21 protein-coding genes and 1 tRNA gene are annotated in these 24799 nt (G+C 72.0%); 10 read left to right on the top strand and 12 right to left on the bottom strand.

The annotated features are described in order from the left end of the window. Positions 1 to 159 precede the first annotated feature (159 nt). Positions 160 to 1791, bottom strand: a complete 1632-nt coding sequence (locus ROJ8625_RS11630) for an AMP-binding protein (RefSeq protein WP_085792061.1) — start codon at positions 1789 to 1791, stop codon at positions 160 to 162. A 118-nt stretch (positions 1792 to 1909) separates the two neighbouring features. On the opposite strand from ROJ8625_RS11630, the gene ROJ8625_RS11625 reads away from it, so the two are divergent. Then, positions 1910 to 2563, top strand: coding sequence for a sulfotransferase family protein (locus ROJ8625_RS11625; RefSeq protein ID WP_085792060.1), 654 nt, complete (start codon positions 1910 to 1912; stop codon positions 2561 to 2563). A 165-nt stretch (positions 2564 to 2728) separates the two neighbouring features. Here ROJ8625_RS11625 and ROJ8625_RS11620 read toward each other — a convergent pair whose 3' ends face one another. Next, a complete protein-coding gene (locus tag ROJ8625_RS11620; RefSeq protein ID WP_085792059.1) occupies positions 2729 to 3142 on the bottom strand; it encodes a hypothetical protein in 414 nt (137 codons plus the stop codon). A gap of 245 nt (positions 3143 to 3387) precedes the next feature. Here ROJ8625_RS11620 and ROJ8625_RS11615 point away from each other — a divergent pair, with 245 nt between their 5' ends. Then, positions 3388 to 5133, top strand: a complete 1746-nt coding sequence (locus ROJ8625_RS11615) for an NAD(P)H-dependent oxidoreductase subunit E (protein WP_085792058.1) — start codon at positions 3388 to 3390, stop codon at positions 5131 to 5133. A gap of 337 nt (positions 5134 to 5470) precedes the next feature. Here the strand turns inward: ROJ8625_RS11615 and ROJ8625_RS11610 are convergent, their stop codons facing one another. Further along, entirely contained in the window at positions 5471 to 6001 is a 531-nt protein-coding gene (locus ROJ8625_RS11610; RefSeq protein WP_085792057.1) for an adenine phosphoribosyltransferase, read from the bottom strand. A gap of 656 nt (positions 6002 to 6657) precedes the next feature. Between ROJ8625_RS11610 and ROJ8625_RS11605 the strand changes: the two genes are divergently transcribed. Continuing rightward, positions 6658 to 7401 (top strand): hypothetical protein, encoded by a 744-nt coding sequence (locus tag ROJ8625_RS11605; RefSeq protein ID WP_085792056.1) that lies wholly within the window; start codon positions 6658 to 6660, stop codon positions 7399 to 7401. Between the two features lie 147 nt (positions 7402 to 7548). On the opposite strand, the gene ROJ8625_RS11600 is transcribed toward ROJ8625_RS11605, so the two are convergent. Further along, positions 7549 to 8412, bottom strand: coding sequence for an S-methyl-5'-thioadenosine phosphorylase (locus ROJ8625_RS11600; protein WP_085792055.1), 864 nt, complete (start codon positions 8410 to 8412; stop codon positions 7549 to 7551). A gap of 908 nt (positions 8413 to 9320) precedes the next feature. On the opposite strand from ROJ8625_RS11600, the gene ROJ8625_RS11595 reads away from it, so the two are divergent. Beyond that, positions 9321 to 10952, top strand: a complete 1632-nt coding sequence (locus tag ROJ8625_RS11595; RefSeq protein ID WP_085792054.1) for a SulP family inorganic anion transporter — start codon at positions 9321 to 9323, stop codon at positions 10950 to 10952. Between the two features lie 138 nt (positions 10953 to 11090). Here the strand turns inward: ROJ8625_RS11595 and ROJ8625_RS11590 are convergent, their stop codons facing one another. Together ROJ8625_RS11590 and ROJ8625_RS11585 are read right to left on the bottom strand one after the other, a co-directional pair. Further along, entirely contained in the window at positions 11091 to 11738 is a 648-nt protein-coding gene (locus ROJ8625_RS11590; protein ID WP_085792053.1) for a CatB-related O-acetyltransferase, read from the bottom strand. A 344-nt stretch (positions 11739 to 12082) separates the two neighbouring features. Beyond that, the gene (locus ROJ8625_RS11585; RefSeq protein WP_085792052.1) at positions 12083 to 12688 is read right to left on the bottom strand and encodes a flavin reductase family protein; all 606 of its coding nucleotides are present in this window, start codon (positions 12686 to 12688) and stop codon (positions 12083 to 12085) included. Positions 12689 to 12813: 125 nt separating this feature from the next. On the opposite strand from ROJ8625_RS11585, the gene ROJ8625_RS11580 reads away from it, so the two are divergent. The 3 genes from ROJ8625_RS11580 (at position 12814) to ROJ8625_RS11570 (ending at position 15553) form a co-directional block, all read left to right on the top strand. Next, positions 12814 to 13308 (top strand): GNAT family N-acetyltransferase, encoded by a 495-nt coding sequence (locus ROJ8625_RS11580; RefSeq protein ID WP_085792051.1) that lies wholly within the window; start codon positions 12814 to 12816, stop codon positions 13306 to 13308. Between the two features lie 70 nt (positions 13309 to 13378). Further along, on the top strand, positions 13379 to 14113 hold the full coding sequence (locus tag ROJ8625_RS11575) for an EcsC family protein (RefSeq protein ID WP_143535121.1): 735 nt from the start codon (positions 13379 to 13381) through the stop codon (positions 14111 to 14113). Positions 14114 to 14668: 555 nt separating this feature from the next. Continuing rightward, positions 14669 to 15553 (top strand): DUF2189 domain-containing protein, encoded by an 885-nt coding sequence (locus ROJ8625_RS11570; RefSeq protein WP_085792049.1) that lies wholly within the window; start codon positions 14669 to 14671, stop codon positions 15551 to 15553. Between the two features lie 33 nt (positions 15554 to 15586). Here ROJ8625_RS11570 and ptsP read toward each other — a convergent pair whose 3' ends face one another. From ptsP to ROJ8625_RS11540, 6 genes are all read right to left on the bottom strand, one after another. After that, positions 15587 to 17830 carry a phosphoenolpyruvate--protein phosphotransferase gene (gene ptsP / locus ROJ8625_RS11565; RefSeq protein WP_085792048.1) on the bottom strand — a complete coding sequence of 748 codons (2244 nt, stop codon included), beginning with the start codon at positions 17828 to 17830 and terminating at the stop codon, positions 15587 to 15589. Positions 17831 to 17940: 110 nt separating this feature from the next. Then, the gene (locus tag ROJ8625_RS11560) at positions 17941 to 19197 is read right to left on the bottom strand and encodes an aspartate kinase (RefSeq protein ID WP_085792047.1); all 1257 of its coding nucleotides are present in this window, start codon (positions 19195 to 19197) and stop codon (positions 17941 to 17943) included. A 91-nt stretch (positions 19198 to 19288) separates the two neighbouring features. After that, on the bottom strand, positions 19289 to 19750 hold the full coding sequence (locus ROJ8625_RS11555) for a DUF1178 family protein (RefSeq protein ID WP_085792046.1): 462 nt from the start codon (positions 19748 to 19750) through the stop codon (positions 19289 to 19291). A gap of 65 nt (positions 19751 to 19815) precedes the next feature. Then, entirely contained in the window at positions 19816 to 21048 is a 1233-nt protein-coding gene (locus ROJ8625_RS11550; RefSeq protein ID WP_085792045.1) for a 3-deoxy-D-manno-octulosonic acid transferase, read from the bottom strand. A gap of 202 nt (positions 21049 to 21250) precedes the next feature. Next, positions 21251 to 22390 carry a glycosyltransferase gene (locus ROJ8625_RS11545; protein WP_085792044.1) on the bottom strand — a complete coding sequence of 380 codons (1140 nt, stop codon included), beginning with the start codon at positions 22388 to 22390 and terminating at the stop codon, positions 21251 to 21253. A 260-nt stretch (positions 22391 to 22650) separates the two neighbouring features. Continuing rightward, positions 22651 to 22725: transfer RNA gene (locus tag ROJ8625_RS11540), tRNA-Thr, on the bottom strand. Between the two features lie 100 nt (positions 22726 to 22825). Here ROJ8625_RS11540 and ROJ8625_RS21200 point away from each other — a divergent pair. The 3 genes from ROJ8625_RS21200 to ROJ8625_RS11530 are packed head-to-tail and all read left to right on the top strand — an operon-like array spanning position 22826 to position 24732. After that, the gene (locus ROJ8625_RS21200) at positions 22826 to 22996 is read left to right on the top strand and encodes a hypothetical protein (protein ID WP_200813312.1); all 171 of its coding nucleotides are present in this window, start codon (positions 22826 to 22828) and stop codon (positions 22994 to 22996) included. Further along, positions 22997 to 24268 (top strand): UDP-N-acetylglucosamine 1-carboxyvinyltransferase, encoded by a 1272-nt coding sequence (gene murA / locus ROJ8625_RS11535; RefSeq protein WP_085792043.1) that lies wholly within the window; start codon positions 22997 to 22999, stop codon positions 24266 to 24268. Next, positions 24265 to 24732, top strand: a complete 468-nt coding sequence (locus ROJ8625_RS11530) for a DUF2948 family protein (protein WP_085792042.1) — start codon at positions 24265 to 24267, stop codon at positions 24730 to 24732. Before murA ends, ROJ8625_RS11530 begins: the two co-directional genes overlap by 4 nt. Positions 24733 to 24799: the final 67 nt, after the last annotated feature.

Below are 24799 nucleotides of genomic sequence, written 5' to 3'. Positions count from 1 at the left end.
GTCCGGGTCCGGCGGGCCGGAGCGCGGCCCGGCGGAGCGCGCGGGGCCGCCATGCGGTGGGCCCGGCCGGTGCGCGGCGGCCGGGCGACGTCGGGACGTGGCGCGCCGGGCGACGCGGGCCGCAGCGCGCGGTGCCGGGCCGGGCGCCCGGCCGGTGGTTCAGAGCGACCGGGCGCGCTCGCGGAGCTGGAATTTCTGGATCTTGCCTGTCGAGGTCTTGGGCAGATCCTCGAAGATCACCGCCTTGGGCGTCTTGAAGCCGGCCAGCGTCTGCCGTGCGAAGGCGATCAGGTCGGCCTCGGTCACCTCGGCACCGGGCTTGGTCTCGACGAAGGCGCAGGGCACCTCGCCCCATTTGTCGTCGGGCTTGGCAACAACCGCGCAGAGGCTGACGGCGTCGTGCTTCATCAGCACGCCCTCGACCTCGATCGAGGAGATGTTCTCGCCGCCGGAGATGATGATGTCCTTGGCGCGGTCGGCGATCCGGAGATAGCCGTCGGGTTCGAGAAGCGCGAGATCGCCGGTGTGGTAGTAGCCGCCGGCGAAGCTCTTCTCGGTCTCCTCGGGGTTCTTGTAGTAGCCCTTCATCACGCCGTTGCCGCGGAACATGATCTCGCCCTGGTCGCTGCCGGAGCGCGGCACCTCGCGCATGGTCTCGGCCTCCATCACCGTGACGTGCTCGATGAACGGCATGCCGACGCCCTGGCGCGCCTTGCAGGCGGCGCGCTCGTCGGCGTCGAGCCCGTCCCAGCGGGGATGCCAGAGGCATTCGGTCGCCGGGCCGTAGGTCTCGGTCAGGCCGTAGACATGGGTGACATTGAAGCCCATCGGCTCGATCGCCGCCAGGGTCGTCGGCGCCGGCGGTGCGCCGGCGGTGAAGATCTCGACCACGTGGTCGAAGGCGCGGCGCTCGTGCTCGGGCGCGTTGATGAGGGTGTTGAGCACGATCGGCGCGCCGCCAAAATGGGTGACGGTCTCGTCGGCGATGGCGTCGAAGATCGGCTTGGCGCGGATCTCGCGGCAGCACACCAGCGTGCCGCCGACCGCCGGCATCATCCAGGTGTGGCACCAGCCGTTGCAGTGGAAGAGCGGCACGATGGTCAGGTAGACCGGCCGCAGCACCATGCGCCACGACAGCACCTGGCCCATCGCGTTCAGATACGCGCCGCGGTGATGGTAGACCACGCCCTTGGGGCGGCCCGTCGTGCCGGAGGTGTAGTTGAGCGCGAGGCTCTCCCACTCGTCCTCGGGCAGGACCCAGGGCGCCTCCGGATCGCCGCGCGCGAGCAGGTCGTCGTAGGTCATGTGCGCGCCCGAGGCGGGGATGCCGGCCTCCGGATCGGGCACCTCGACGAGGATCGGCGGATCGCCCTCCTCCATCGCCGCGATCGCCTCGGTCGCGGGACCGATCAGTTCGGCGTCGCAGAGCAGCACCCTGGCGCCGCCGTGGCCGAGGATGTAGGCGACCGTCGAGACGTCGAGGCGGGTGTTGATCGCGTTGAGCACCGCGCCCGCGGCCGGCACGCCGAAATGCGCCTCCGCATGGGCCGGCACGTTCGGCAGCAGCGTCGCGACCACGTCGCCCGGCGCCACGCCGAGCGCGGCGAGGCCCGAGGCGAGGCGGCTGCAGCGGGCGTGGTACTCCGCGTAGCTGCGCCGCGTCGCGCCGTAGACCACCGCAATGTCCTCGGCGAAGACGTCCGCGGCGCGGCTCAGGAAGGACAGGGGCGTGAGCGGGGTGTGGTTCGCTCGGCACTTTTCCAGTCCGGTCTCGTCGGCCAGCCAGCCCATGACCCTCTCCTCCTCCGCAGGTCGCCTGCCCGCAGCATGCGCTGCGCGCGCCACGCCGTAAAGGCCGCGCGGCGCATGCGGATTTTCCCCGCCGGACCGCGCGGATAGGCTCGCGCCCATGATCGTTTCGCCCGGGCGCGGCTACGTCTTCGTGCACATCCCCAAGACCGGCGGCACCTCGCTGTCGCTCGCGCTCGAGGCGCGGGCGATGGCCGACGACATCCTGATCGGCGACACGCCCAAGGCGCTGCGCCGGCGCCGGCGGCTGGCCGGACTGCGCCCGCGCGGTCGGCTGTGGAAGCACGCGACACTGGCCGATATCGAGGGGATCCTGCCGCCCGAGGTGCTGGGCGCGCTGCGGCCGGTGACGCTGGTGCGCAATCCGTGGGACCGGATGGTCAGCTACTACCATTGGCTGCGTGCGCAGAGTTTCGCGCACCCTGCGGTCGCGATCGCGAAGGCGACAGACTTCGCGGGCTTCCTCGCCGATCCGCGGATCGAGGCGAGCCTCCGGGCGCATCCCTACGGCGCGTATCTGCGGGGGTCGGACGGGCGCGAGCGCGACGCGCTGGTGCTGCGGCTCGAGCATCTCGACGCCGACATGGCGCCCCTGGCGGCGCATCTGGGCTTCGTGCCGGAGATGCCGCACGTCAACCGCTCCGGCCGGAGGGCGGACTGGCGCGGCTATTACGACGACGCGGGCGCGGCGCGGGTGGCGCGGATCTGCGCCGAGGACATCGCGCGGTTCGGGTATCGGTTCGATCCCGGCTGAGGGGGCGGCGCGTCGTCCGGCCAGCGCGCGCGGTGCCTGCGGGACGAGGCCGATGCGGGCCGGGGCGGACGCGGCGCGCGGGTGGATGATGCGGGAGCGAGGGGCGCGGCCCCTCGCGCTCCCCGGAGTATTGCCGCCAAGAAGAAGGGGGGCGGTTCGGGGCGGTCAGGCGCCGACGCGCGGGCCGGTGCAGACCATCGGTTCCTCGTCCTGGCGCGCCTCGTAGAGCGTCGTCTGCGACGGGTCGTTGCGGAAGACCGCGCGGAGGCCGCCGCCGGGCGCGCGGAAGAAGCTCCAGCATTGCGGCGCGTCCGAGTCCTCGTAGACGAAGCAGATCTGGTCGCCGGACTCGTACCAGCGGCCCTCCTTGCAGTCGCCGTCGAGGAAGGACCACACCACGCGGCGGTCGGGGAGGTAGCGCTCGACCCCGTAGGCGGTGCCGTTCTGGCCGAAATAGAGCGTCTTGCCCTGCGTGTAGGCTTCGAACTCCGCCGCCGAGAGGGCGCCGCCCGCGGGATCGGGATCGGCGGCGGCGGCGGGCGCGGCCAGGGCGACAAGGACGAGAAGGGCGCGAATCATGTGTCGAGCGTGACAGAGCCGGGCGGCGGCGCAAGGCCGGGCGCGGACGGAGTGCGGCGGCACGCGCGGCCGGGCCGGGTGAGCGCGGCCCGGCCTGCGCCGATCGGAACGCGCCGTGCCCTTTCGGCGCGGCCGGTGCCGCAAGTCTGGCCGAACCCGTCGCTTTTCCCATGTCGCGCGCCCGGTGCAAGCGGCTAGACAGGGGGCGCCGGGCAGCGGACCCGGGCAGGAGGGACGGACGCGCTATGGCACTCGACGACGGCAAGGGAAAGCGGGGCGGCGCACGGCCGGACGGACCGGGCGGTGCGCCGGGGCGCGGCGGGGCCGACGCCGCCGCTGGCGGACGGCGCAAGGGGCGCCCGGTGCCCAAGGGCCGACCGCTCGACGACGCCGCGCTGGCCGAGATCCGCGCTCTGCTGGGCGACCGGCCGCGCCGGCGCGACCTGCTGATCGAGCATCTTCACCTCGTGCAGGACTCGCACGGCCACCTGTCGGCCGCGCATCTGCGCGCGCTGGCCGAAGAGATGCGCCTGTCCGAGGCGGAGGTCTACGAGGTCGCCACGTTCTACGCGCATTTCGACGTCGTGGCCGAGGGCGAGACGCCCCCGCCGGCGCTGACCGTGCGGGTCTGCGACGGGCTGTCGTGCCAGCTTGCCGGCGCCGAGGCGCTGCGCGCCGGCCTGGAGGCGGGACTGGACCCGGCGGACGTGCGGGTCGTGCGCGCGCCGTGCATGGGCCGCTGCGACACCGCGCCGACCTGCGAGGTGGGCCATGGCCATGTCGATCACGCGACGCCGGAGGCGGTGCGCGCGGCGATCGAGGCGGGCGCGACCCACGCGAAGATCCCGGCCTACGAGGATCACGCGGCCTACGTCGCAGCGGGGGGCTACGCGACGCTCGCGGACCTGCGCGCCGAGGGCGACCCGGAGGCGGTGCAGGAGGCGGTGCTGGCGGCGGGGATCCGCGGGCTCGGCGGGGCGGGGTTCCCGGCGGGAAAGAAATGGAGCTTCGTGCGCGCCGCGGCTGGGCCGCGCTACCTCGCGGTGAACGGCGACGAGGGCGAGCCGGGCACGTTCAAGGACCGGTACTACCTCGAGCGCGCGCCGCATCTCTTTCTCGAGGGCATGCTGATCGCCGCCTGGGCCGTCAAGGCAGAGACCTGCTTCATCTACATGCGCGACGAGTACCCGGCGGTGCTGGAGATCCTGCGCCGCGAGATCGCCGCGCTCGAGGCCGCGGGAACGGTCGCGCCGGGGCACGTCGTTCTGCGGCGCGGCGCGGGCGCCTATATCTGCGGCGAGGAGAGCGCGATGATCGAGTCGATCGAGGGCAAGCGGGGGCTGCCGCGCCACCGGCCGCCCTACGTCGCGCAGGTGGGCGTGTTCGGCCGTCCGACATTGGTGCACAACGTGGAGACACTTCACTGGATCGCGCGGGTGTGCCGCGAGGGGCCTGAGATCCTGACCGGGACCGAGCGCAACGGCCGGCGCGGCCTGCGCTCCTACTCGGTCTCGGGCCGGGTGGCGACGCCGGGTGTCTACCTGCTGCCGGCGGGATCGACGATCCGCGACGTCATCGCGGCCGCGGGCGGAATGGCGGACGGCCACGAGCTCAAGGCCTACCAGCCGGGCGGGCCGTCCTCGGGTCTGCTGCCGGCCACGCTCGATGACATTGCGCTCGATTTCGACACGCTGCAGGCGCACGGAACGTTCATCGGCTCGGCGGCCGTGGTGGTGCTGTCGCAGGCCGACAGCGCGCGCGACGCCGCGCTCAACATGCTGCGGTTCTTCGAGGATGAAAGCTGCGGTCAGTGCACGCCGTGCCGCGTGGGATGCGAGAAGGCGGTGAAGCTGATGCAGGCGGATCGCTGGGATCGCGATCTTCTGGAAGCGCTGTCGACGGTGATGGTCGACGCCTCGATCTGTGGCCTCGGCCAGGCCGCGCCGAACCCGATCCGGTCCGTGATGCGGCATTTCCCGGACGAGGTCTGAGGAGACGCGGCTCGCTCCGCCCTTCGGTCGTCCTCGCGGGCGCGGCGCCTTTTCTTCGCGCCCGCGCCGCTTCTTCTTGGCCGCAATACTCCGGGGGTGTGGGGGCTGGCCCCCACTCCGCGGCTAGCCATGCTGACCGATGATCGGTCCCGAGCGCCTGCGTGCCGTGTTGCAATCGGGCGTCGATACCGGCTCCGTTGGTGCCGGGTCGTGTCGCGCACGTCGCACGTTCCCGAGCCTCGGGGCAGGCGTTGCGGGAGAGAGGGGGGGGGCTCCGCCCCCGTCGCCTGCGGCGACTCCCCCGGGGTTTCCGGGCAAGATGAAGACGCGGGCGGGGTCAGTCGCCTTCGAAGCTGCAGAGCGCGTGCACGTCCATGCCGAGCGCCTCCAGCCGGGTGCGGCCGCCGAGATCGGGCAGGTCGATGATGAAGGCGCAGCCGATGATCTCGGCACCGAGGCGTTCCATCAGGCGGATGCCCGCCTCGGCCGTCCCGCCGGTGGCGAGGAGGTCGTCGACGAGCAGGATGCGATCGCCGGGCGTGATCGCGTCGTCGTGGACCTCGACCACCGCCTCGCCGTATTCGAGCGTGTAGCTTTCCGAGATCACCGCGCCGGGTAGCTTTCCCTTCTTCCGGACCGGCACGAACCCGGCCGAGAGCTGGTGTGCCACCGCGCCGCCGAGGATGAAGCCGCGCGCCTCGAGGCCGACGACGGTGTCGAAGCGGGTGCCGGCATAGGGGTGGAGGAGCTGGTCGATGGCCATTCGGAAGCCGCGCGGATCGGCGAAGAGCGTCGTCACGTCGCGAAACATGATCCCCTCGTGGGGGAAGTCGGCGATGGTGCGGATGTAGTCGCGGACGGTGGTCATGCGGGTCTCCTGAGGGGGCGTCGCGCGGGAGGTGCCGGTGCGGGCCGCGCGGGAGCGGGGGCGTGGCGGTCGATTCGGTCTGCCGCGTGGCGGGCGCGGTCGGGCGTACCGACGGAGGGTCGGAGGGCCGCGCCGGGCCCTTCGACGGCGGAGCACGGAGTGGACGGGCGCCGGGTCGCCGGTCGGCTCGACGAGCCAAGGGCGCGCTGCATCCCTGCTGCCGTGGGGCCGGGATCGTATGCCATGACGGCCTCCTGTCGCTTCCCGCCCGTGCCAGACCGTGCCGGATCGCGCGAGACGATACAGCGTCGCGGCGTGTCTTCAAGGGCTCGGCGCACGGGGGTATGGGGGGCGACGATCACGTGACCATCTACCCTTGATTGCATTTTTCGATATTCGTGGTATCTTAGGTTGCATTCACCTCGAGCCATTTTCAGCATCACGGATCCTTTGCCATGAGATATGTAGCCGTTCCGGGTGTCGCGGCGCTTGCCGCCCTGCTGGTCGCGGTCGGCGCCGCCGGGCAGCCCGCGCCCGATCCGCTCTCCCCCCCTGATCCCACGCCGTCGTGCCCGCAGAGCCATTATGCCTGCGGCCCCGGCATCTGCTGTCCTCGCTAGGCGATGGGCGGGGGATCGGAGCCCGGGCGCCGGAGCGTGCCGCCGCTGCCGACCGTTCTGAGGGCGCTCGCGGCGGTCTTCGTGTGCCTGGTGGTGTTCTCCTTTCTGATGGGGGTGAGCGCGATGGACATTTCCGCCAAGCACCGGATGCAGCGCCATGTCGTCGCCGAGCCGTTCGACGCCGGGGACATCGTCGCGTTGTCGCCCGACGGCCAGAGCCTTGGCGGGCTGCTCTGCGCGCTCGACCTGCCGGAGGCGTCGCGCAGCGACAGCGGGGTGTCGGCGCGGTACTACAACCTCTTCGACGAGATGCAGGACGATTTCTTCGCCTTCGCGCATGGTGCGCTGCGGCTCGTCGGGCTGTCGCGTGCGACGGCCGGGCCCGGGGCCGCGGCCCTGGGCGGCCTGCCCTTCACCGGCGAGGTGAGCCGCGTTGTGGGGCGGATCGAGACGCGGGTGCCGGGGGCATGCTGGTGCGACATCGGCCGCGCGGTGCTGGAGCGCCGGCAGAAGGCCTGCGTGGTCGAGAAGTCGCTGGTGCGCACGACGCTCGAGGAGACCGCGGCGGGGCGGTTCGAGACACGCACCACCATGGGCATCTCGTTCCGGCCGGACGCGATCTGGATCGCCGATCCGGCGGCGCTGGCGCCGCTCTGCCCCGGTCTGAACGTCGCGGCCGTGGCGCCGCCGGAGCAGAGTTGCGGCGGGTCGTCGGGGTTCAGCTTCGATGTGCGGGCCCGGGGGCTCGTTGGCGTGATCCGGGAGGCGCCGCTCGACTGACGGGCCGGGCGCGGTCGGGCGGCGCCGGGCGGTCAAGGGCGCGGACCGAATTGCGGGCGCTCGGGGGAGGGCTCGGGCCGGGTCGCGGGCGCGCGGGAGGGCCGGGGGGCGTCCCGCGCGCTTCGTCGTCGCCGGGCCGGAGGATCCTCAGAGCACGCGCGCCGCGACCGCGTCGAGGCGGGCCAGGACCGCGGGATCGCGCGCCTCCGGCGCGGTGATGATCGCGTGGTCGAGCGCGCGGTCGCAGCCGGCACCACAGGCGCCGCGCGCCCCGGCCAGCCGCCCCGGCAGGCCCGCCACGAGCGTGCGCGCCGCGGCGGCGTTCGCGGTCAGCGTCGCGATCACCGCGGCGACGTCCACGGCCTCGTGACCGGGATGCCAGCAATCGTAGTCGGTGACCATGGCGACCGGCGCGTAGCAGAGCTCGGCCTCGCGGGCGAGGCGGGCCTCGGGCATGTTGGTCATGCCGATCACGTCGGCGCCGAGCGTGTCGCGGTACATCACGCTTTCGGCGCGGGTGGAGAATTGCGGGCCCTCCATCGCCAGATAGGTGCCGCCCGCGTGCACCCGCAGGCCGGTGGCGCCCGCGGCGTCGGCGACGACCGCGCGCAGCCGCGCGCAGGTCGGATGCGCGAGCGAGACATGCGCGACGCAGCCGGTGCCGAAGAAGCTCGACGGCCGGTCGCGGGTGCGGTCGACGAACTGGTCGACGAGCACGATGTCGCCCGGGGCCATCTCCTCGCGGAACGACCCGCAGGCGGAGACCGAGACCAGATCGGTCACGCCGAGCCGCTTCATCGCGTCGATATTGGCGCGGTAGGGAATCTCGGACGGGGCATTGACGTGGCCGCGGCCGTGACGCGGCAGGAAGGCCATGGCCACGCCGTCGAGCGTGCCGGTGAGGATCGCGTCGGAGGGCCGGCCCCAGGGCGTGTCGACCTCCTGCCAGCGGGCCCCGGCGAGGCCGTCGAGGTCGTAGAGGCCGGAGCCGCCGATGATGCCGATGGTCATGTCGTCTCCTGGCTGCCGCTGATGGAGGAGACAAGCAGAGCGCGCGGGGCATGGCAACGGCGGACCGGGCGCCGGCGGCCGATGGTCCGGGCGCATGCCTGCGACACGTGCATCGGGCGGTCGCCGGTCGGGAGGCGCGCAAGCCTGCCGGTCCGAGCCGGTGGCGGCCGTGATCGGTGCGCGCGGTCGTCGCGGGGCGTGGGGGCCCGGCGTCGCCGATATCCGCAGTGCCCCGATGCTTCGGCGGTGCGAGTGGCTCGACGTCGGACCTGTCGACCCGACGCTGCGACGGTTTCGAACGGTGGCAGGGGGCGCTGCTTGGTCGACAGTTGCAGTTCGCCCCGATGGCCTCAAACCCGCGCGGCTCGCTCTCTGACTCCACCGTGCGAAGGTTCGAACGGTGGCTGGGGGCGCTGCCCCCTCTTGGCCTGCGGCCAATTCACCCCCGGGGTTTTCGGGCAAGATGAAGGGATGGACGGCGGCCCTCCGGGACCGGCGGGGCTGCGGCCCGGTGGGAGACGCGTCGTTGCGGGTCGAGGCGACGCGACGGCGGCGGCGGTCGCGGGCGCCGGTGAGCGCGCCGACGGGGCGTGACAGGGGGCGCGCGGTGTCGAGGCGGGACAGAGACCCCGGGCGGGTCCGGCGTGAGCGGTGCGGCGGGCGCGGTTCGGGGTGTGGCGGAGCTGGGCGGGGGGTGCGGTGCGCCCGGGACGGGACCGGCGCGTGGAGTGGCGGCGTCGCCTGGTCAGGGGCGCGGGGCGCCGGGCGGTTGCGCGCGGGGCGCGGGCGGCGGCCATGCGCGGAGCGCATAGCGGGCATGGGCGTGCGCGGGTGGCGCTTCATGCTGCACTGCAGTATCGCGCGGGGTTCACCACCCTCAGCCCACCCAAGGACCCGGAGGCCCGGAAATGGCCCAATCGCTCATGGCGCGCACCGCCAGACGCTTCACCATGCCCGACCTGGCGCTTGCGCCGACCACCGGCCGGCTGACGCCGGAGCGGATCAAGACCGAGGTCCTCTCGGGGCTGACCGTCGCGCTGGCGCTGGTGCCGGAGGCGGTGGCGTTCTCCTTCGTCGCCGGGGTGAACCCGCTCGTCGGGCTCTACGCGGCATTCCTCGTCGGGCTGATCACGGCGGCGATCGGCGGCCGGCCGGGGATGATCTCGGGGGCGACCGGCGCGCTGGCGGTGGTGATGGTGGCGCTGGTGGCCGAGCACGGGGTCGAGTACCTGTTCGCGACCGTGGTGCTGATGGGGATCCTGCAGATCGCCGCGGGGGTCCTGCGCTGGGGCAAGTTCATCCGGCTGGTGCCGCACCCGGTGATGCTGGGCTTCGTCAACGGGCTGGCGATCGTCATCTTCCTCGCGCAGCTGTCGCAGTTCCAGGTGCCGGGCTCGGCGGAGATCACCGGACACGGCGCGTCGGGGGGCACGTGGCTGCCGCCGGCGCAACTGGTGCCGATGCTGGCGCTGGTGGCGCTGACCATGGCGGTGATCTGGCTCCTGCCGCGGTTGACCCGGGCGGTGCCGGCGCCGCTCGTGGGGATCGCGGTGACCGCGGCGGTGGTGATCGCCTTCGGGATCGACGTGCCGCGGGTGGGCGACCTGGCCTCGATCCAGGGCGGGCTGCCCGCGTTCCACATCCCGGCGGTGCCGTTCACGCTCGAGACGCTGCAGATCATCCTGCCCTACGCGGTGATCCTCGCGGCGATCGGGCTGATCGAGAGCCTGCTGACGCTGAACCTCGTGGGCGAGATCACCGGGCAGCGCGGCGGCGCGAGCCAGGAATGCGTGGCGCAGGGCGTCGCCAACACGGTGACCGGCGTGTTCGGCGGCATGGGCGGCTGCGCGATGATCGGCCAGTCGATGATCAACGTGCGCTCGGGCGGGCGGACGCGGGTCGCGGGGATCGCCGCGGCGCTGTTCCTGCTGAGCTTCATCCTGGTCGCGGCGCCGCTGATCGAGCTGATCCCGCTCGCCGCGCTTGTGGGCGTGATGTTCATGGTGGTGATCGGCACCTTCGCGTGGAACTCGGTGCGGATCCTCGCCCGGGTGCCGCGCACCGACGCCTTCGTCATCCTGCTGGTGACGGTGGTGACGGTGCTCGAGGACCTTGCGGTCGCGGTGGTCGTGGGCGTGATCGTCTCGGCGCTCGCCTACGCGTGGAACAACGCGCGGCGGATCCACGCCAAGAGCTACGTCACGCCCGAGGGCGCCAAGGTCTACCAGGTGCAGGGGCCGCTCTTCTTCGGCTCGGCCGAGGGCTTTGCCGAGATGTTCGATGCCGCCAGGGACCCGGCGGTGGTGATCGTCGATTTCGCCGACAGCCGGGTGGTCGACCAGTCCGCGCTGCAGGCGATCGAGGCGGTGGCCGCGAAATACGAGGACGCCGGCAAGCGGCTGCAGCTGCGCCACCTGTCGCGCGACTGTCACCGGCTCCTGAAGCGGGCGGGGCATCTCGTGCTCGATTCCGACGACGACCCCGATTACGGGCTGGCGGTGGATTACGGCGTGCGCACCGGGATCATCGGCGGGCACTGAAGGCGGCGGCCGGGGCGGAGGCCGCTCATCCGCCGGGGCCGGCGTCTTCGCTTCATTCGGTGCGGCGTGCCGCGCATCCGCCGGGGCCGACGCGCCCGGCTGGTGGCGCGCCGGCAGGGCCCGGGGCCGGGGGCCGGGTCAGGCGAGGGCGGCCAGCGCGGCGACGTCGCCGGCCTCCAGCGCGGGCCGCGCCCGGGCGATGCGCTCGACCGGCCAGTCCCACCAGGCGAGGCGGCCGAGCGTGGCGAGCTCGTCGTCCGCGAAGCGCATCCGCACCACGCGGGCGGGATTGCCGGTGACCACGGCATAGTCCGGGACCTCGCCGCGCACCACGGCGCCGGCGCCGACGAAGACGCCGTTGCCGATCCGCGCGCCGGGCGCCACGAGCGCGCCGTAGCCCAGCCAGACGTCGTTGCCGACCACCGTGTCGCGCCGGTCGGGCGCGTATCCGTGCATCTGCTCGGGCGCGAAGACCTGGAACGGGAAGCTCGTGAGGGCCCGCGTGGCGTGGTTCGCGGCGGCGCCGATGAAGCGCACGCCGTGGGCGATCTGGCAGAAGCGCCCGATGACGAGCCTTTCCTCGGCGAAATCGAAGAGATAGGGCGCGAGCCGCGCGGCCCAGCCATCGGGTGGCGGTGGGTCGAAATCCGACGCGTAGGTGTAGTCGCCGATCTCCATCCGGGGATGGTCGATCACGGTGTTGAGGAACACGGTGCCGGCGTGGACGGAGCCGTCGGGCAGGGTGATGGGATGCACCGCGCGGGCATCGGGAAACGGGACCGGCATGGCGGACCTCCTTTGACGAAACGGGTCAGGGCGTATCGGTCAAAGAGTGTGGTCCATCGCTCCCTCCATCGGCGTGACGACGGGTATGGCACGGCGCGGGCCCCGCGTCAAAGCGCGTGGGGTCCGGGGAGGGCGGCGTGCTCAGAAAGCGCGCGGCGGTGCGGTTCGCGGGGCGCGTGCGGGCCGGTCGGGTCCGGCGTGGGACTGGCCGGCGGGATCGTGGCGATGCCGGCGCGGTCCGCGGGCGGGCGCGGGGCCGCGCCGGGAGCGGGAGAGCGGCCCGGTGACCCCGGCGCCGCGGCCGCGACGGGCGACGCCGATGGCGGGGCCGGGCGCGGCGGGCCTCACTCGCCCGGGCGCTTCAGCGCGAACTTCTCGCGCACCACGGTGTAGTCGCGGTAGCCCATCCGCGAGAGCGGGTTGAAGCGCAGCACGTCGAAGATGCCGTCGACGAGGCAGTCGTCGCGCAGGTGAACGCCCACGACCTCGCCGAACACGGCGAAGTTGGCCTCGCCCGGGAGCTGCAGGATCTCCGTGAGGCGGCACTCGAGGTTGGCCGGCGCGCCGGCGACGCGCGAGCAGGCGATGGTCTCGCACGGGGCCTTCTCGGCGCCCGAGAGTTTGAACTCGTCTGTGTCGCGGTCCCAGGGGCCGGAGGTCTGGTTCATCACGTCGCGCATCGCGTATTCGACGATGTTGACGCAGAAGACCTCGGTGTCGCGGATATTGGCGACGCTGTCCTTGGTGTCGCCGCGGTCGGGCTTGGCCGAGGTCGAGGCGAACATGACCTGCGGCGGCACGTAGGCGACGGCGTTGAAGAACGAATAGGGCGCGAGGTTCTCCGATCCGTCGGAGGCGCGCGTCGAGATCCAGCCGATCGGGCGCGGCGTGACCACGGCGTTGAAGGGGTTGTGCGGCAGGCCGTGGCCGTCTTCGGGGCGGTAGAACATCGCGCGGGGCTCCTGAGATCGCGGCGGCGGGACTTTGCAGGCGGGGGGCGCAGGTGCTACGCGCCCGAGCCGGGGGACAGAATGCACCGCCTCCGCCCGAGTTCAACCTGCAGCGGGGCCGCCGCATGTACGAGATCACCGTGGAGCGGCCCGGCGACGCCGCCGAGGTGGAGGCGCTCTACGACCTGTGCTTCGCGCCGGGGCGCGAGGCGCTGTCGTCCTACCGGCTGCGCGAGGGGCGCGCGCCGGTCTCCGAGCTGTGTCGCGTGGCGCGGTACGCGGAAGGCGGGTTCCTCGGCGGGGCGATCCGGTACTGGTCGGTCGAGGCCGGGGGCGCGCCGGCGCTGCTGCTCGGGCCGATCGCGGTGCATCCGACGGCGCAGGGCGAGGGGCTGGGCGCGGCGCTCATCCGCGAGAGCCTGCACGGCGCGCGGGCGCGCTGGGCGCGGGTGCTGCTGGTGGGCGATGCGCCCTATTACGGGCGGTTCGGGTTCGAGCGGTTGCCCGATATCGAGATGCCGCCGCCGACCAACCCCGAGCGCGTCCTCGGCCTCGCGCTGGAGCCGGGAGCGTGGGACGGGATCGCCGGGGTGGTGACGGCGGGCGACGCGCGGGATTGAAAGCGGGGCGCGGCATGCCGATCTTCGGACCATGGACGAGACGCGCGAGAGACCGCAGGTGAGCCGCGAGATGGTCACCATCGACAACGATCACGAGCTGATGGCGCTTGCCCGGCGGCACCGGCGCGCCGGCGGCGTCGGCCTTCAGGTGCTGAACGTCATCGGCAGCCAGGCCGAGAACCTGCTGGAGCGGCTGCCCGACCGCGTGAAGACCCGGCTGGAGAGCGCCACCTTGCGCGCGCTCGAGGCGGCCATGGCGGCGGCGCAGCAGTCGCGCGGGGTGGTGCCGGACCAGCGGGGCTGGCTCAACACGGCGCTGACGACCGCGATGGGCGCCGCCGGCGGCGCCGGGGGGCTGCCGACCGCGCTGGCCGAACTGCCGGTCACGACCACGGTGCTGCTGCGGGCGATCCAGGGGGTTGCGTGGGAGCACGGCTACGACCCCGCCGATCCCGAGATCGCCAAGGAATGCCTCGCGGTGTTCGGCTCGGCCGGGCCGCTCGAGGCCGACGACGGGGTCGACATGGCGTTCCTGTCGGCGCGGATCACGCTGACCGGGGCGACGGTGCACGGCATCATGGCGCGGGTCGCGCCGCGGCTGGCGACGGTGCTGGGCCAGAAGCTCGCCGCGCAGACCGTCCCGGTCCTCGGGGCGGCGGCGGGCGCGGCCACGAACTATGCCTACACCTCGTATTACCAGGAAATGGCGGCCGTGCATTTCGGCCTGAAGCGGCTGGCCGAGCGCGCGGGGCGCCCGCGCGACGAGGTGGTGGCCGACTTCCGCGCGGCGCTCACGCGTGCGTGAGGCTCGTGCGCGCGAGGCCGGCGCGCCGCTTTCGTTAACCTGTGCTTCACGACGTTGCGCTAGGGCAGGTCCGGGCGCACCCGCCAAGCGCGGCGCGGTGTGCTGCCGGGGGGCGAATGCCGCCGGACCGCCCTGGACCGGGGCGGATGTCAGATGCGGCGGTGGCGCAGGTCAGAAGGGCCGCAGCACCGGACCGCGCAGGGAACTGGCGCCCGGCCGCGGTGAACCGCCGCGCCGGGCGTTTTCGCGTGTCGCGTCCACCGAATCGGCTACCGCAAAAATGGCGGCGGATCAGCGGTTTCGCGCCGCCTCTTGCAGCACGGCAGGCCGGCGATCCGGGGCGCGCCGCATCGCGGCGCGAGCGTATGAGCCCGCACATGGCGGCCCTGCGCGCATCGCGCGGGCGCGCGCCGGCGGCTCTCCGCTTCGTGTGCGACGTGTGGCGCGCGGTCTGCTAGAGTGAACGCGCGGCATCTGGTCACAGGCGGGCCGCGCGGCCTCCGGGCGGCTGCGGGTCCGGCATCCCCGCGCCCGGACATCCGGAGGTCGGACACCATGAAGGACACCGCCGACAGAACCATTGGCAACCCGCTGTCCTGGCTCGGGCATCGGCTCGTGGGCGCCTCGGCGCATGTGAGCGAAAGCGCGCAGGCGGTCGGGGGCGGCGAGGACGCGCGTCCCGTCCCGCGCGAGGCGCTGGCCACGCTCACGCAGGCGGATCTGCGCGACGCGCTGCGCGCGGGTTGGGAGGATCTGCTGTCCTCGCGCGCCGACGCGCTGGTGCTGTGTCTGCTTTACCCGATCCTCGGGGCGGTTCTGGTCTACGCGGCGCTGACGCAGAGCCTGATGCCGCTGATCTTTCCGCTGCTGACCGGCTTCGTTCTGGTCGGGCCGCTGGCCGCGCTGGGGCTCTACGAGATGAGCCGACAGCGCGAGGCCGGGCGGCCGGTCCGCTGGACCTCGGCCTTCGACGTGGCGCTGTCGCCGTCCTTCGGCGCGATCGTGGTCCTCGGGCTCTACCTCGCGGCGGTGATGTTCGTCTGGCTGCTGACCGCGCGGCTCATCTTCGCGGTGACCATGGGGCCGGAGCTTCCGGCATCGCTCGGCGCCTTCGCGACGCAAGCGCTGACCACGCCGGCGGGCTGGGCGATGGGGGTCGTCGGCATCGCCGTCGGCGCGGCCTTCGCGGCGCTGGTGCTGGCGACCTCGGTCGTGTCCTTCCCGCTCCTGCTCGATCGCAAGGTCGGCGTGCCGAACGCGGTGGTCACGTCGCTTCGGGTCACGGCGAAGAACCCGCGGGTGATCCTGACCTGGGGCGCGATCGTCGCCGGCATCCTGTTTCTCGGGGCGCTGCCGGCGCTCGTGGGGCTGGCGGTGGCGCTGCCGCTGCTAGGACACGCAAGCTGGCATCTCTATCGCCGGGCGATCCCGCGGGCCTGACGCGGCGCGGGACGTGCCGGAGCGGCGCCCGCCTCAGCGGGCGCTGCGGCCGCGCAGATACTCCATGACGGCGGGGCGCACCGACTGGTCGCCCCGTTGGCGCGCGGTGTCGATGACGTCGTAGACCTCGGCGAGATCCGAGCGCAGCAACAGGTGCTTGACCGGGCCGATCGACGGCGCGCGCATCGACAGCTGGCGCAGGCCGATCGCGGCGAGACACAGCGCCTCGACCGGGCGGCCGGCATCCTCGCCGCAGAAGGACAGCGGCGTGCCGGCGGCGTTGCAGCGCTCGGCGATGCGCTCGATGAAGCTCAGGAACGACGTGTTGAGCGTGTCGTAGCGGCGGCGCACGCGTTCGTTCTCGCGGTCGGCGGCGAAGAAGAACTGCTTGAGATCGTTGCCGCCGATCGACACGAAATCGACCTCGCGGAAGAACGTGTCGGGCGCGTAGGCGAGGCTCGGCGTCTCGAGCATCGTGCCGACCTCGATCGTCTCGGGGAGGACGTGGCCGAGACGCTCCTCGCGCGCGATGGCCTTGTCCATCTCGGCGCGGGCGGCACGGTACTCTCCGGCCTGCGCGATGAACGGAAACATGACCGTCAGCGGCCGGCCGCGCGCGGCGCGCAGCAGGGCCTGCAGCTGCATCCGCAGGACGCCGGGCTTGTCGAGGCCCACCCGGATCGCCCGCCAGCCAAGCGCGGGGTTCGGCTCGTCGTTGGGCTTCATGTAGGGCAGGACCTTGTCCGACCCGATGTCGAGCGTGCGGAAGATCACGCGCTTGCCGTCGGCGGCGTCGAGGACGCGGGCGTAGAGCGCGGCGAGCTCGGTCCGGCGCGGCATCTGGTTGCGGATCAGGAACTGAAGCTCGGTGCGGAACAGGCCCACGCCCTCGGCGCCGGAATTCTGCAGCGAGGGCAGGTCGGCCATGAGGCCGGCGTTCATGAACAGCCCGATCCGGCTGCCGCAGCCGGTGACGCAGGGTGTCTCGCGGATCGAGGCGTAGCGTTCGAGCGCCTCGGCCTGCATCGCCATCTTGTCGCGGAAGGCGGTCACGACGCTGTCGTCTGGGCGCAGATGGACGATGCCCTGATCGCCGTCGACCATGATGTGATCGCCATTGAGTGCCTCGGTCGTGATCCGCCCGGCATGGATCACGAGCGGGATCGCCAGCGCGCGCGCCACGATGGCCGCGTGGCTGCCGACCGACCCCTCCTCGAGCACCACGCCCTTGAGAGAGCGCCCGTATTCCAGAAGTTCGCCCGGCCCGATATTGCGCGCGACCAGAACCGGATCGGGCGGCAGTTCGGCGCCGGTTTCGGCGCCCTGGCCGGTGAGAATCCGCAGAAGCCTGTTGGACAGGTCGTCGAGATCCTGCAGCCGTTCGCGCAGGTAGGCGTCGGTGACCTGGGCCATCCGCGCGCGCGCGTTCGACTGTTCCTTCTCGACCGCGGCCTCGGCCGACAGGCCGCGCTCGATGTCCTCCTGCATGCGCTTCTGCCAGCCCTTGGAGTTGGCGAACATGCGGTAGGCCTCGAGCACCTGCACCTGTTCGGGATCGGACGCCGAGGCGAGGATCTGGTCGACGGACACGCGCAGGGATTCGACCGCCTTGTTGAGGCGTTCGCGCTCGGTCTCGGGGTCGTCGGCGACGAGGTTGGTCACGACGACGCGCGGCTCGTGCAGCCAGACATGGCCCTCGGCCGCGCCTTCCTGTCCCTGGGTGCCGCGCAGCATCACCGGCTGGGTGTGCCGCGCCTTGAGTGCCGCGCCCTCGCCGACGAAGGCGCCGAGCTCGGCCATCTCGGCCAGGACCATCGCCACCACCTCGAGCGCGTAGACCTCATCGGCGGTGAACTCGCGCGCCTGGCGCGACTGCACCACGAGCACGCCGAGCTTTTCGCCCAGACGCTGGATCGGCACGCCGAGGAAGGAGGAATAGATCTCCTCGCCGGTCTCGGGCATGTAGCGGAAGCCGCGTGCCGAGGGGGCGTCGGCGGTGTTGACGATCTTGCCGGAGCGGGCGACGCGGCCGACGAGGCCCTCGCCCAGCCGCATGCGGGTCTGGTGGACGGCCTCGGCCTTCAGGCCCTCGGTCGCGCAAAGCTCGAGCGTCTCCTCGTCGCGGAAAAGGTAGATCGAGCACACCTCGGTGCCCATCGAATCCGCGGTCAGGTGGGTGATCTTGTCCAGACGCGCCTGGCCGGCGGCCTCGTCGGCCATCGTGTCGCGCAGGCGACCGAGCAGCTTGCGGCTCTCGCTTTCGGTGCGATCCGACATCTCGTCTGTCCCTTCCGTCCGGCGCACCAGCTATAGGGCACGTGCGCGGGCGTGGCAAAGAACCCGTAGAGGTTGGAAACAATCGCGCGGGTGGAGCCGGCGCGGCAGGGTCAGGCCTTTTCGAGTTCGAAGGCGTCGTGCAGCGCCTGCACCGCGAGTTCCATGTACTTGCGGTCGACCAGCACCGAGATCTTGATCTCCGAGGTGGCGATCACCTTGATGTTGATGCCTTCCTGCGCGAGCGTCTGGAACATCCGCGCCGCGACACCCGATTGCGAGCGCATGCCGATGCCGACGACCGAGACCTTGGCGACGTCTGTCTGCGTCTCGAGCCGCTCGAAAGCGAGGCCGCCGGCCTCGCGCGCGGTCTCCAGCGCCTTCTCTGCGCGCTTGAGCTGGTCGACGGGGCAGGAGAAGGTCATGTCGGTGACCTTGCCCTCGTGGCCGTGATAGTCGGATTCCGACACGTTCTGCACGATCATGTCGACGTTCACGCCGGCCTCGGACAGCGTGCCGAAGATCGTGGCCGCGATGCCCGGCCGGTCGGCGACGGTGACGATGGTTACCTTGGCCTCGTCGCGCGAGAAGGCGACCCCAGAGACGACGTTCGATTCCATGATCTGATCCTCTCCGCAGACGAGGGTTCCGGCCTCGTCGGATGGTTCCTCGAAACTCGACAGCACCCTGAGCTTCACGTTGTAGCGCATCGCGAGCTCGACCGAACGGGTCTGCAGCACCTTGGCGCCGAGGCTGGCGAGCTCCAGCATTTCCTCGAAGGCGATGCGGTCGAGCTTGCGCGCCTTCTCGCAGACCCGCGGGTCGGTGGTGTAGACGCCGTCGACGTCGGTGTAGATGTCGCAGCGCTCGGCGTCGAAGGCGGCCGCGAAGGCGACGGCGGTGGTGTCCGACCCGCCGCGCCCGAGCGTGGTGATCCGGCCCTCGGGCGAGATGCCCTGGAAGCCGGCGACGACGGCGACGCGCATGCCCTCGTCGAACTTCTGCAGGATGTTGTCGGGGGGGATCTCCTCGATCCGCGCGGCCGAATGCGCGGAGGTCGTGCGAAGCGGCACCTGCCAGCCCTGCCACGAGCGCGCCGGCACCTCCATCTCCTGCAGCGTGAGCGCCATCAGCCCGGCGGTGACGTTCTCGCCGGAGCTGACAACGGCGTCGTATTCGCGGGCGTCGTAGAACGGCGAGGTCTCGTTGACCCAGCCGACCAGCTCGTTGGTCTTGCCGGCCATGGCCGAGACGATGACGATGACGTCGTAGCCCTTGGCCACCTCGATGCCGACGCGTTTGGCCGCGCGCCGGATCCGGTCGAGCGTGGCGACGGAGGTGCCGCCGAATTTCATCACCAGAACGGGCATCTGTCGCCTCCCGAGCCGACCTTCGCGGCTCTCTAGGCGCGCCGGCCGGGGCGCGCAAGATGGCTGCGCCGCGGCAGGGGGCCGGCGTGGCTCAGTTGCGCCCACCTTCGCGGCGGATCGGCAGCGGCAGGACGGGCACGCCGTCCTCCAACAGGTCGCGCGCCTCCTCGCCGGTGGCCTCGCCCCAGATCGGGCGCTCCTCGGCCTCGCCAAGGTGCATCGCGCGGGCGTCGCGGGCGAAATCCCTGCCCACGAAGGTGGAATTGGCCTCCAGATGCGCGCGCAGGGCAGCCATCGCCTGTTCCGCCGGAGAGCGGGGCGCGGCGAGCGGCCGGGCCGACGGCTCGGCGGGGGTCTCCGTCTGCGCCTCGGGCTGCGGCGCCTTCGCGTCGCCGGCGACGCGCGGGGCCATCAGCGTCTTCTGGACCTCGCCGGATCCGCACACCGCGCAGGACAGGTGCCCGGCCGCCGCAAGCGTGTCGAACGCGGCGGCGGACTGGAACCAGCTGTCGAATTCGTGCCCGTCGGCACAGCGGAGCGCGTATCGAATCATCGGCCTGAGTGTATCTGAAGCGGGCGGCAGAACCGCAGCATCAGGTCGGCGAAATCAAGACAAAGTCAATGCGCTGCGGCGTTCCGCGCATCGCCCTCGAAGGTTGCCAGCAATGCCGCGACAAGCGTTTCCGGACCCGCAACGGGGCGCAGCGCGTGCTGCGCCGCGCGGCCGGCCTCACACTGGCGCTCCGGATCTGCGAGGTCGGTCAGCGCCGCGGCAAGGTCGGCCGCTTCGCGGACCGGGCGCGCGGCGTCGGCCGCGGCGAGCGCCGCGAAGGGCGCGGCGAAGTTCCGGGTGTCCGGTCCGTGCAGGAGCGCCGCGCCGAAGGCCGCGGGCTCGTAGGGCGTGTGACCCCCGCGGTTGCCGAGCGTGCCGCCGACGAAAACGATGCCGGCCGCGGCGTACCACAACGGCATTTCGCCCAGCGTGTCGGCGAGGTAGACCGCGCACGGCGCGGGCGCCTCGCCGCGCGACCGGCGGCGGACGGCGAGCCCGCGCGCGGCGATCATCTCCGCCACCGTGTCGCCCCGGCGCGGATGGCGCGGCGCGAGGATGAGCGCGAGGTCGGGGCGCGCGGCCTGCGCCCGGACATGGGCGTCGAGGACGATCTCCTCTTCACCCTCGTGGGTCGAGGCGGCGAGCCACGTCCGCACCCTGTCGAACGCGGCGCCGGCGGGATCGTCGCTCGCGATTTCAGGGGATTGATAGAAGGCCTTCAGGTCGACGACGGGGCCTTCGGCCGCGCGCGGCAGGCCGAGCGCCCGCAGCCGATCGCGGGAGGCCGGATCCTGCGCCGAGGCGAACTTTACCGCGCCGAGAGTGCGGCGCGCGAGCCCGGGCAGCCGTGCCCAGAGCCGTGCGGTGCGCGCCGACATCCGCGCCCCGAGCAGCGCCACAGGGCCGGGAACGCGCGTGAAGCGGTGCGGCCAAAGCTCTGATTCAAGAGCGATATGTCCGTTCACGCCCCAGCGTCGGGCAAAGCGGCCAACCGCGTGCTTCAGATCGAGCGGGGCGAGCGCGGCGGCGCATCCCATGTCGCGCGCGAGGGCGACGCCGCTTTCGGAATTGCATGTCACCACGAGCGGCAGATCGGGGCGCGCCGCCTGCCACGCCGCGACAATCGGTCGGGCGGAGGCCAGTTCGCCGTTCGACGCGGCGTGCAGCCAGACATGGCGGCCGGGATCGGCCGGCCCCGCGCCGAGCCGGGCCCTGAGCGCGTCGGCGTCCCCCCGCAGCGCAAGCCGCGCCAGCACGGCGGCTGCGAAGAGCGAAATGAGGACGCGATAGATCAGCACGGGCGGGTATCCGATTGACGGGCCTCGCAAAGAGACCGGGGCGCCGGCGCGGGACAGGAGCGGGTTCCGGCGCCTGCGTGGTCATGCGAGGCTTTCACATTCGCGATCTTTGGGTCGTGAATCGGCGCAGAATCTCCGACATCTCTATCGAAAATCGAACATCCTGCCCGATCCCGGCCCGGTCTCCATCCCGCGTCCGGCGTCATCGCGCGGCGAGTGTGTCGCGGATCACCGTCTCAAGCCGCGCGAGCAGGCGATCGTTGTCGAACCGGGCTTCGGCGACGGCGCGGGCGCGCGCGGCCATCGCGGGCGCGTCGGACACCGACATCGCGGCGTCCACCGCGCGGGTGAAGCCGGCCGCGTCGCGCTCGTCGACGAGAAAGCCGGTCTCGCCCTCGTCGATGGCCTCGGGGATGCCGGCGTGGCGGGTCGACACGGTGATGCAGCCGGCGGCCATCGCCTCCTGGATCGCGGTTGGCAGCCCCTCGGTGTTGCCGTCCGCGGCGGTCACCGAGTGCTGCAGGAAGAACTGCGTGGTCTCGAGCCGGTCGCGGACGAAGGCGTGCGGCTGCGCGCCGTGAAAGCGGACCCGATCCGCGGCGCCGAGGTCGGCCGCGAGGGCGCGCGCGGGCTCCAGGAGGGGGCCGTCGCCGACGAAGTCGAGCCGCGCGGCGGGTCGGTCGCGCGTCGCCTCCACGAAGCTGCGCAGCGTCGTCAGCGGCGCCTTCTTCTCGACGAAGCGTCCGACGGCGAGGCACGAGCCGGGCGCCTTGTCGCCGGGGCGGAAGCGGCGCACGTCGACGCCCGATGGAATGACATGGGCGTTGGGGTGCGTGACGCCGGCGGCCGCGAGGTTATCGAGCAGAAAGCGCGAGACCGACACTATCCCGGCAAGGCGCGGCATCATCAGGCGGTAGGCGCGTCGGATCCGGGCCAGCCGCAGCTGCTTCGACGCGTCGGTGCCGCGGAAATAGCTGAAGATCGGGATCTGCAGGTCGTTGGCGAGCGGGGCGAGGGCGAGCGCCTGCGTCCCGAACTCCGCGAGGATGACCTCCACCCGTTCGGCGCGAAGGAACTCGGCCAGGGCGCGGCGGTCGGCGCCATAGGGCAGGCGGGAGGTGGCATGAAGGATGCGGTTCCGGGCCGCCATGACCGGCAAGGCGGCGAGGCCCGCGACCCCGAGACGGCGGCGACGCACGAAGAGCGGCTTCTGATAGGGGTCGTCACCGTTGAAGCGTCCGGCAACGATCACGGTGTCGCCGCCGAACAGATGCGCGATGTGGCGGTTGACGAAGGTCTCGCCCATCACGTGATAGTCGCTGGTCGCGATCGCTGCGCGCATCCCGGCCCCCTCGCTGGCGGTCGGAGCCGCTTAGCAAGGGGGCGGGGGTCGGACAAGTCCGGCCGCTTCGGGCCGGCGTCGTATCAGAGGACGAAGCCGACGATGGCCACGACGATGACAACGAGTCCGACGAGATAGATGATATTGTGCACGGCTCACGCTCCTGTGAAATCAGTCTTGCGGACCAATGCCCGAACGCCGCCGAATGTTCCCGACCGGTCGACGGCCTGACGGCGCGGAAGGTGTCGTGAGCGGAAAGATGGTGCTGCTGGACAGGATTGAACTGTCGACCTCTCCCTTACCAAGGGAGTGCTCTACCACTGAGCTACAGCAGCGCCGGCACCGGGCGCGGTGTGGGCGGCTCTCTACCCAGATCGCCTGAGCCATGCAAGCGCAATCTGGACGCATTTTCCCGCCTCCTGTAGAGACCGGTTCATGGAGCGCAAACGAGGCACCTCGCGCGCCGGCGACGGGTCCCGAGAGGACCGGCTGAAGGCGGCGCTGAAGTCGAACCTGGCGAAGCGGAAGGCGCAGGCAAAGGCCCGCGCGACGGGCCCGGGCGACGACGGCGACAGCGGGGACGAGCAGGACAAGGACAGTGACTGAATGGATTCGATCGTCGTGACCGGAAACGGCCCGCTGTCGGGGCAGATCCCGATCGCGGGCGCCAAGAACGCCTGCCTCACGCTGATGCCGGCGACATTGCTGACCGAGGAGCCGCTGACGCTGCTGAACGCGCCGCGGCTGTCGGATATCCGCACGATGACGACGCTGCTGCAGTCGCTCGGGGCGGAGGTCAGCGCGCTGAACGACGGCAAGGTGCTGGCGATGTCGAGCCACGCGCTCGACAACCACCGCGCCGACTACGACATCGTGCGCAAGATGCGCGCCTCGATCCTCGTGCTGGGGCCGATGCTGGCGCGCGACGGCTATGCCGAGGTGTCGCTGCCCGGCGGCTGCGCCATCGGCGCGCGACCGGTCGACCTGCACCTGCGCGCGCTCGAGGCGCTGGGGGCGCAGCTCGACCTGCGCGAGGGCTATGTCTACGCCAAGGCGCCCGCGGGCGGGCTGCGCGGCGGCACGGTGCATTTCCCGCTGGTGTCGGTCGGCGCGACCGAGAACGCGCTGATGGCCGCGACGCTGGCCAAGGGCACCACGGTGATCGAGAACGCCGCGCGCGAGCCCGAGATCGTCGACCTGGCCCGGTGCCTGCGGGCGATGGGCGCGCAGATCGAGGGCGAGGGCACGTCGACCATCACCATCGACGGGGTCGACCGGCTCGGCGGGGCGACGCACAAGGTCGTCACCGACCGGATCGAGCTCGGGACCTACATGCTGGCCCCGGCGATCTGCGGCGGCGAGGTCGAGTGCCTCGGCGGCAGCATCGCGCTGGTCCAGTCGTTCTGCGAGCGGCTCGACGCCGCGGGCGTGGCGGTCGAGGAGACCGACACCGGCCTCAGGGTGTCGCGCCGGTCGAACCGGATCCAGGCCGTCGATGTCACGACGGAGCCGTTCCCGGGCTTTCCGACCGACCTGCAGGCGCAGATGATGGCGCTTCTGTGCACCGCCGAGGGCACATCGGTGCTTGAAGAGAAGATCTTCGAGAACAGGTTCATGCACGCGCCCGAGCTCATGCGGATGGGCGCGCGGATCGACGTTTCCGGAGGGACCGCGCACGTGCATGGAGTCGAGAACCTGAAGGGGGCGCCGGTGATGGCGACCGATCTGCGCGCGAGCGTGTCGCTCATCCTCGCCGGCCTCGCCGCCGAGGGAGAGACGGTGGTCAACCGGGTCTATCACCTCGATCGCGGCTACGAGCGCGTTGTCGAGAAGCTCGCCGCCGTGGGCGCCAAGATCGAGCGGGTCGCGACCGCATGACCGAGGACGCGCGGTTCGAGGATGCCGGCGGGCGCCCGATCTACCTGGGCGCGATGGATCCCGACGACCTGTCGGTGCTGTCCGCTCTGGCGCAGGATGCCGTGCTGCCATCCTCCGAGATGCGCTGGCTGAAGGGTGAGCGGCGGCTGGTTCTGCTCGTCAACCGGCTGCGCCGCGAGGAGGAGACCGCGCGCGGCGGGGTCGAGCGGGTTCGGGCGCTCCTGGTGATCGACCACGCGGTGCGCGTGGCGAGCCAGGGCGTGACCCGGGGCGATCCCGACACGATCCTGCAGATTCTGTCGATCGCCTTCGATCCGGGCGAGGATGCCGCCGGCGCGGTCGAGATCACGCTGGCGGGAGACGGCCTGATCCGCGCGGAGGTCGAGGCGCTGGAGGTCACGTTGAAGGACGTGACCCGGCCCTACGCCGCGGTGTCGGGCAAGGCGCCCGATCACGGCGCCTGAGCCCGGCCTTTCCGGACAGTCCCGACGCTCTTGAGCCTGCCGGCCGCGCGCCGTAAGTGCGGGCGCG

It is taken from the genome of Roseivivax jejudonensis (assembly GCF_900172265.1).
Lineage (GTDB): Bacteria > Pseudomonadota > Alphaproteobacteria > Rhodobacterales > Rhodobacteraceae > Roseivivax > Roseivivax jejudonensis.
Note: the sequence above shows the minus strand (reverse complement) of the source record. Positions and strands in the feature narration are given on the sequence as shown.